Origin of the sequence: Erythrobacter colymbi (genome assembly GCF_002155685.1) — a bacterium.
In the GTDB taxonomy this organism is placed as follows: domain Bacteria; phylum Pseudomonadota; class Alphaproteobacteria; order Sphingomonadales; family Sphingomonadaceae; genus Erythrobacter; species Erythrobacter colymbi.
In genome coordinates this window covers 87,155-95,115 of record NZ_MUYK01000009.1, presented here as the reverse complement: position 1 = coordinate 95,115, position 7,961 = coordinate 87,155, and the positions used below count along the sequence as shown (strand labels likewise).

At 60.6% G+C, this 7,961-nt stretch carries 7 protein-coding genes; 1 reads left to right on the top strand and 6 read right to left on the bottom strand.

The window, feature by feature from the left end:
* Positions 1–121: 121 nt before the first annotated feature.
* Both istB and istA read right to left on the bottom strand, forming a co-directional pair.
* Positions 122–862, bottom strand: coding sequence for an IS21-like element helper ATPase IstB (gene istB / locus BZF57_RS15350; RefSeq protein ID WP_086738086.1), 741 nt, complete (start codon positions 860–862; stop codon positions 122–124).
* An 11-nt stretch (positions 863–873) separates the two neighbouring features.
* Positions 874–2,400, bottom strand: a complete 1,527-nt coding sequence (gene istA / locus BZF57_RS15345) for an IS21 family transposase (protein WP_162290999.1) — start codon at positions 2,398–2,400, stop codon at positions 874–876.
* 105 nt (positions 2,401–2,505) lie between these two features.
* Here istA and BZF57_RS20855 point away from each other — a divergent pair, with 105 nt between their 5' ends.
* Complete coding sequence (locus BZF57_RS20855) at positions 2,506–2,931, top strand: hypothetical protein (RefSeq protein ID WP_143738516.1); 426 nt, start codon at positions 2,506–2,508, stop codon at positions 2,929–2,931.
* An 89-nt stretch (positions 2,932–3,020) separates the two neighbouring features.
* Here BZF57_RS20855 and qatD read toward each other — a convergent pair whose 3' ends face one another.
* The 4 genes from qatD to BZF57_RS15320 all read right to left on the bottom strand — a co-directional run bounded on the left by qatD (position 3,021) and on the right by BZF57_RS15320 (position 7,832).
* Positions 3,021–3,761, bottom strand: coding sequence for a Qat anti-phage system TatD family nuclease QatD (gene qatD / locus BZF57_RS21790; RefSeq protein ID WP_086739564.1), 741 nt, complete (start codon positions 3,759–3,761; stop codon positions 3,021–3,023).
* Complete coding sequence (gene qatC / locus BZF57_RS15330; RefSeq protein ID WP_162291026.1) at positions 3,758–5,008, bottom strand: Qat anti-phage system QueC-like protein QatC; 1,251 nt, start codon at positions 5,006–5,008, stop codon at positions 3,758–3,760. The genes qatD and qatC overlap by 4 nt, the downstream gene beginning before the upstream one ends.
* Before the next feature lie 26 nt (positions 5,009–5,034).
* Positions 5,035–5,601, bottom strand: coding sequence for a Qat anti-phage system associated protein QatB (qatB, locus tag BZF57_RS15325; RefSeq protein ID WP_338029944.1), 567 nt, complete (start codon positions 5,599–5,601; stop codon positions 5,035–5,037).
* 332 nt (positions 5,602–5,933) lie between these two features.
* On the bottom strand, positions 5,934–7,832 hold the full coding sequence (locus tag BZF57_RS15320; RefSeq protein ID WP_086739558.1) for a KAP family P-loop NTPase fold protein: 1,899 nt from the start codon (positions 7,830–7,832) through the stop codon (positions 5,934–5,936).
* Positions 7,833–7,961: the final 129 nt, after the last annotated feature.

Sequence of the window (7,961 nt, the reverse complement as noted above, 5' to 3'; positions counted from 1 at the left end):
TGCGGATTCCGACGATCGCGCGCATGTATTCCGATCTGATGCCGCGCAGCGTTCCGCTTTGATCGCGCGCAGGTGAAGCACCTGATCGTTGGTATGTTGTGGCACTATGCTTTGCCGCGGGTCAAGCGGCTTGAGCGGCGATGCTTCGCCGCATGGATTCCCCGGATAGCTCGAGCCTGTGGGCGTTGTGGACAAGCCGATCGAGGATGGCATCGGCGTAGGTCGGATCGCCGATGAGATCGAACCAGCGCGCGATGGGTAGCTGGCTTGTTACGAGCGTTGAACGGCGCCCATAGCGATCCTCGAGGATCTCCAGCAGATGATGGCGGGCATTGCCATCGAGCGGCTCAAGCCCCCAGTCATCGAGGATGAGCAGGTCCACGCGGGCCAGGCTCTTCATGCGCGCAGCAATGCGGCCATCGCCCTTGGCAAGCGACAGCTCGTCGATCAACCGCGGCAGGCGGGTGTAGAGAACCGAGCGATTGTCACGGCAGGCCTGATGCCCGACGGCGCAGGCCAGCCAGCTCTTGCCGACCCCTGCTGGTCCGATAATCGCACAGTTCTCATGGGCAGCGATCCAGCTGCCCTTCAGCAGCATTTCGAACAACCGCCGATCGAGCCCGCGGGCGCTGCGATAATCAACGTCCTCAGGCACGGCTTGGTGCCGCAGCTTTGCCTGACGCAGGCGCAGGGCGAGGCGCTTGTCATTGCGCCATGTCGCTTCATGATCGAGCAGCAGCGCCAGCCATTCCGCGTGGTTCAGGCTGGCGGCATCGCCATTGCCATCCAGATCCGCAAAGGCTTGGGCCATGCCGATAAGGCCAAGCTGGTTCAACTGATCAAGTGTGGGGTGTTTGAGCATCCTTGCTCCTTTCAGTGGTAGTATTGAGAGCCCCGGATATTGTCGTGCAGGATCGGCTCGCGCTCCGGGGCTTTGGACACGGGCACCTTGTCGAGCCCCTTTTCGAGGATCGATTTTACAGACGGATAATTGCGCGCGCCGATCTCCAGCGCGCGAAGCGCAGCCGCTTCAAGGCGCTCAGCGCCGAACCGCTTGGACAAGCCGATGATCCCCAGGCACGAACGGTAGCCTTGCTCGGGATGCGGCCGGTCCTCGATGATGCGCGCCATCAACAGCGACAGCATCGGGCCGATCCGGCCCGCCTCCTCCTGGATCTTTGCCGGTGTCCAGTCGAGATAGCGCCGGTGGCTCGATGGCATGTGCTCGGGCACGGTCGTGTGCCGACCATTGCCACTGCCGCGCATGTGCACCGCGATCCGCTCGCCGCCGAGGAAGATCTCGACGCTGCGGGCCGTGTAACGCACCTCAACCTCGCGCCGCGCGTAGCGGTGCGGCACCGAGTAATGATGCTGCTCGAGCGCGATATGGTAATCGAGCCCAACCCGGCAGCGCTTCCATTGCGCATGAACCCATGGCTCCGGTGGCAGCGGCTTCAGGTTCGGCGCATCGACCTCCTCGAACAGCTGGCGGCGCGTGCGGCCGAACTGGCGAAGCACACGGCGCTCATTCAGATCAGCAAGGCACTCGGCAATGGCAGCGTTGAGCTCGGCCAGGCTGTAGAAGATGCGATTGCGCAGACGGCCCAGCACCCAGCGCTCGACGATCCTGACACAGGCCTCAACCTTCGCCTTGTCCTTGGGCCTCCTCGGCCGTGCCGGCAGCACTGCCGTCCCGTAATGCCGAGCCATGTCCGTGTAGCTGCGGTTGAGCATCGGATCGAAGTGGCAAGCCTTGATCACCGCGACCTTGGCATTGTCGGGCACCAGCAGCTGCGGCGCTCCGCCGAAGAATGCGAAGGCAGCATTGTGAGCCTCGGCCCAGTCAGCAAACTGCTCGGTCCAGGTCGCACACGCAAACGACAGGCTCGAGCCGCCCAGCACCGCGACGAACAGATGCGCATCGCGGATCTCGCCGGTTCTGCGGTCTACCACCACCGGCACCGTGTCGCCCGCATAATCAACGAACAGCTTCTCACCGCCGGCATGGCTCTGGCGCATCACCAGCGGCAGCCGGCCTTCCCAGCGCCGGAACAGGTCGCACCACCGGCTGTAGCGATAGCCGTCGGGGTTCGCCGCGTGGTATTCCTCCCACAGGATCTGCAGCGTCACGTGCTTGCGCTTCAACTCGCGCGCCACCACCGCCCAGTCGGGCTCAGGCAACTTGCGGCGCCCGGGCTTCACCCCTGGCACGCCGTAGAGCCGGGACTCCAGGTCGCTGTCCGTCATTTCAGGCTGCACTGGCCAAGTCAGACCCGACCGATCGAACCGCCGAAGCGTATCCCGGACCGTCGTCGGTCCGACCCCGACCCGCTCGCCAACCACCCGCGTCGAAAGCCCGCAGTCCAGACTCAGACGCAAAATCTCGCGCACATGGCGCATCGTAACTCTCCTCGTCGGCATGCATTCCTCCAACCGTTATCCGGTCGAAAGAATGCCCCAACGATCAGGTGAGCCTCACCTCAAACTGCGCGCGATCATATCGGAATGCTGCGCGCGCAATTCTCGGAACACCGCGCGCCATCACCTCGGAATCCCGCGCGCGATCAAATCGGAACACCGCGCGAGATCACCTCGGAATCCGCAGTCGTGCCCCGCACTTTTCCGCGCATCGCGTGGATACCCGAGCGTTCTGCTTACCCGATGATGGTGGTTTTCGGTGATCTGACCGATCCGACTAGCGTGACCAAGGTCGATCCTGATGATCTTGCGGCGACGTTTGGTGAGGGGGTGAAACTGAAGCGCGTTACCGTCGAGCTCACCGGTGATCCTGTGACCACCGGGATTGAAGCGCGGTTACGGTGGTTGAGCGTGTATCCTGAACCGAGCTTAAAGCCCGGGCACGGTCTGAAGGACTTTAGCCTGCCAGCCACACTTCGGCACGGCGATTTTCGGAAGGAGGGTGGCCCCTGACGACCGCTTCGGGGTCGATTTCTGAATGGCAGCAATTTTTCGAAAGCGGGGCAAAGCGGCCATTAGCGCCCTGATCTCAAGGGTGACTGTCATCGCCCAGATTGGGCTTGGACTACTCTGCGGAGATTGTCCTCGACAATTTTGCCAAGCTCAATCCGATCTATACCTCGAGCACCTTCCAGTCCGGCGAGGCAATCGAAAGCCTGCCAAGGCATGAGCGGATCATCGCCATAGCGCGTGAAGGGTGCATCGGTTTCGGTAAGGACTCGGTCTAGAGGCATCGCAGAAGCGAGCTCGCGTCCACGATTGGATCGGAGCATAGCCGGACCGATGGAGAACCAGCATCCAAAGCTAATGGCACGCTCCAATTCCCTCATCGTTCCGCTGAACCAGTGCAATATGGCGGTTCCGGCTCTTGGGTGCCTCTCTAGCGAGTCTAGCACCCTTGAAACGGCCCCTCGAGAATGGATACTCATCACGCGGCCACCGACGCGAGAGCACTCGGAGAGGATCCTTTCGAACACAGTTACCTGCAGATCTAGCGATTGCCGATGCGCAGGGCTTCCGTCGAGCCCGATCTCGCCCACATACCGCGCTTCTGGGAGCAGGCCGCACAGGAGCGCGACTTCCTGATGGCGTTGAGCGACAACTTCGGGGTGAAGCCCTAGCGCGACCCGCACCCGCTTGCGATCACCCACCAGCTTCATGGTGCCACGCCATGCTTTGGGAGTGGTCGTGACCGCAAGCACGTAAGTGCCTCTGGTATCGATGCCATTCAGCACCGCGAGGGGGTCGGGATAAAGGTCGATATGGCAATGGAAATCGATCATGGAACACGGAGATTTGCGTGCAAAGCTGCTAGCTCAGCGATGCCACGTTCGACGACGTCGCGATAGGGCCGGACATTACCGAGCTGTTGCCCGTTCAGCGCGCCTCCTATGAGATCCTCGATACCGCTGGCTCGCACCGTCTCGATCGCGATCGCCACTGAACGCACGTCGTCGAACCGTGCGTGCTTGCTGTCGTTCTGGCTCAAGTCGTCATACTTATATCCCCTGACCGTATCGTCAGCATTGCCCCAGGCCAAGTAGGCGCCTCGCCTCACCTGACATGGCACGCAACGTCCGCAATGCCGGAACCCGGTTCTCGAATAGCGTCCGCAACTCGTGGAGGCTCCCGCCAAGCCAGAAAGAAGACGTTGGTCAGCGCAACCGACAAGCATTTCGCCTTTCGTGGCGGTCTCGTAGGGGTTGTGGAGATTGATGCGCAGCCCGACGTCATCAATTGTTTCCTGGATCAGACGCAGGAAATACGGATGAGTCGTCCTCGTGCTGAGGGATCCGGTGCGCATGGGTGTCAGAGGCACGTTTTGGCTGATGAAGCCGTTCTCAGGGATCCGCAGTTCCACAGGGCTCCCATCGCGGTGCTTCGCGAGACAGCTACCGGCCAGAACTCCGAAGCCGAGGAATGCCAGCGAACGCGCACGCTGCGATCGCTCCGACCGACAGGGAGGCCGGGCATAGTGGTTTACTTGGAGATGAAGGCTCTTAGGAGATATCGACCGCGCGAACCATTTCTGAGTGTCGGAGTCACCTTTGGCGATCTGGCTGACGAACAGTGGCACCTGCCCTTCGTTTACAACATCGATCGCGCCAACCAAGCTGTCCATGCCACCGGACAGAAGGCAGACTAGGTCTTCAGAGCGGACTCGCTCCTTACCGCGGCCGGACGGAACGATGCCGTGCCCAACGAATTCGAGCGACCAGATGTCGCCCGACAGGAACCGCAGTGCTTCGGTCAGGCGCCCGCGCTGCGAATTCCACAGGTCTGGATTCGTTACCGCTAGCGTGAGTTCGATCTCACGCGTCCAGCCGTCTGGGCTGCGTTCGCGCGATACTGCTTCGTCGGCAGCTACCGCAGCGAGCGCGAAAGAGGTGAAATCCCATGCCAGCGTCGAGGGACGCAAGCCATGTCGTCGCAGACGGCCGGGCACCAGGTCTCCTACACGGCCCCTCGAGCCGATGCGGGAATTGGAATAAAGGTCGAACCGGACATCTGATCCGGGCAGGTCGGCCATGTCTTCGGGAAGGCACGAGATGGCTGTCATAGGTCGGCCTCGTCCTCAAATACTTCGAAGGTCTGCTGGATGGCATTGTTCGAAATGCGCTCGATGGTTGCCCTGCCTACCGCTCCCGCCTTGGCGCGCTCGGTCGCATATTCGGCTGCAACGACTTCGCGCACGTAATCCTTCATCTCCTGTAGGCGTTCCAGCCCCTCCCCCTTGGTTGGTGCCTTGTCGATAACCGCCTTGCCGACATCTAGTTCGATCCTGTGTGCGACGTCGTGGCCAAGGAGAGAAGCCGTCACGTGGTCTATTTGCTCAGGTGTGAGGCTCGTGAGGTCCGGATTCTGCGCCAGGATTTCCGATAGGGCACGCGCCGCAGAATCACGTGTGACCTCTGCGTCTTGAGTCCCGTCGATTGGCCTGATCGCATCTACCAGCGCATCGACCACCTGATCCGGTGGGAGGCCGGCCAGAGTTTGTGCGTCAACGCCAAGATCTTGCGGTAGCGGCGCGCCGGACGATAGCGAGGTTAGTGCGTAATGGAGGCTGCTGGCCACCCGTGAAGACCCACTAAGGCGCCGTGCCGCGTTCTGGCTTCCACCCATCCCGCTTCTGGAATAATTCCCTAGGGCGCGCTTCAGATGGCGTTCCCTGTCTGATCCTCCGCCGGCAAACTTGCCGAGCGAAGTTCGAGTCCCGCGCCAACGCCCAGGTGGCGATGGCTCTTGTAGGGGCGGCTGTTGCTGTTGGATCTGAGGAGGTTTCAATTTCCCCGGCCGGGTTGGGGCGCCCGGTCCGCCCCGTGGAGACTGGGGATTGGGCTGCACATTCGGGGGTGTCTGCTGTGGCACTGGTTTCGGCGGGTCATCGACCCATGGCGGAACGATGGGGATGTCGGGTCCTGAACCCGGTCCCTTGCTTGAGGCGGAGGTTCCCATCAGCCTTTCCCCTTCATCGCAGTCTGAATAGCCCTGTGCGCAGAGCCCTTCATGTCTTCACGAGCGTTGAGTGAGGCTAAAATCTGTTTCCCCCATTCGGTGTTCGCCAGGCGTGGGACGAGCGGAGCCTTGATTTGGGTGGTGGGCACCGCGTCGAAAAACGCAATCACGAGAGAAGCGGATGCCGAGGATGCGTTGGCAAGAACTTGCATGGCATTGAGAATGTTCGGCGTTCCCCATGTAGTTTCTTGACGAGCCTTGAGGAGGACCGCATCGGTGACCTGGGCAATTTCCAGCGTGGAGAGCTTGTCTACTTCCTCCTTAACGGTCGTGCTGGCCGAAGTCATTTTAAGGAGCATATCAAGAACGCTCTTGGCGTCTGATGAGAGCTCGTCTGCGCGGGATATCATTGGGTGAGTTTCTCTGCTCACGTAGAGGGCACCGCGGAGATCACGATCGGCAAGCGGCGGATCGAGAGCGAGCCAGTTTAAGTGGAAGGAGTCGTTCCACGGCTTCTCCAGAGGAGGGAGGTCGCTGTCGCCCCGAACCCGCATTTCCTTGTCGGCAAGCATCAATGGATGGCCGTCGTCCGCTTCGTTCACGGCCCGCAGCACCTCGGCGTAAGCGTCTTTGTCACCGCACCGCTCGAACAAGAGCAGCTTGACTAGGACCTCTTCGTCGACGCTCACTTCCTGGATGCGCGCCATCGACATCCGCATCGAGAGCGTGTTGAGGAATCGCTTGATCAGCCGTGGATTGCCCTTGATCTTGGGCGACGTCGTCAGGATCGGTGCAATACGCTCAGCGAGCGCTAGTCTGTTGAGGAGGGCCGACGGGCATTCACCGATCTGCTCTAGCATGAATGACTTGTCGACGCGCTTACCCTCCCATGACTGCCCCAATCGATTGCAGACGGCCGCTCGTAGTCGATCCTTGCTGTCCTCGCCCAAGCCTTCCTCGTTCTCGACGAACAGCATCATCAGATAAGCCCGCACTTCCTGCGTCCCAAGGGGAGGAACACGGATGGGCAACTGGATCAGTTTGTCGAAATAGTTGGTGACCAGGTCTGCATCAAGTTCGACACCGTCGAAGTGGGAGCGCACTGCTTGGCGGATCATGCCCTCGTCGGCCGCGATGACAAAAGCGGTATGTTTTAGGAACAGGAACAGCCGCATGGCCTCCAACGTGGCAATCGCGGTCTTGGGCAGGCAGCGATCGAGATCGTCGATCAGCACAACCAAAGTTATATCCAGTTTATTCAATGTCTCCTCGAGGTCATCACGAAATGCCTGTATGACCTTCCGCGGTGTTTCCTCCGTGGGCTCCGCTTTCTCGTCGCTCTCGGCGTCATCGAGGAGGGATTTACCGTCAGTGAGGCCCTGTGCGACGACATCCTTAGCCTCCTTGATGTCCTCGCCAGTCACATTGCCGTCTGTCAGCCCACTAAACGCAGCCATGCCGCCCGCCACGAAAGGGGTCATTGCACCCATGGTAAAGTAGTCCACCGCCGCCGAGCCTGCGAGACCTAGAAGCCGCAGCTTGTTCACTCGCTTGAGCAGTCCCTTGGCCTTCTCCAGTGCAGGCTTAGCCAGGGTGTCCTTCTTCTCAATGGCCTGCTCGACCACCGCTGCCGTGATAGATTCCATGAGCGCGGCGCGCGCGTCATCATAGTTCTGGTAAAGCCACGCATTGAATTCAACGAACCGGACGTCAATCTCGTCGCGGCCCTCGAGCGAATTTCGTAGCAATTTCATCATAGAGGACTTTCCGACGCCCCAGTCGCCGGAGATCCCCATCGATAGCGGTTCACCGCGTGCGCCCACTATTCGCTCGGCAGCGATTTCCGCAACTTGCGAGAAATTGACTAGATCGCGGACTGTTTCGTTGTCTGACCACATTTCAGGAGAATTCTCCCTCGCCTGAGAATAGCGTTCCTACGGGGTCGCTGCGGCGTCAAGTGGCTTGCCCCACTTATCCAATGAAAATCTCCATGAATGCTGGGACTTACCAGGAGTAGCGGACTGCCT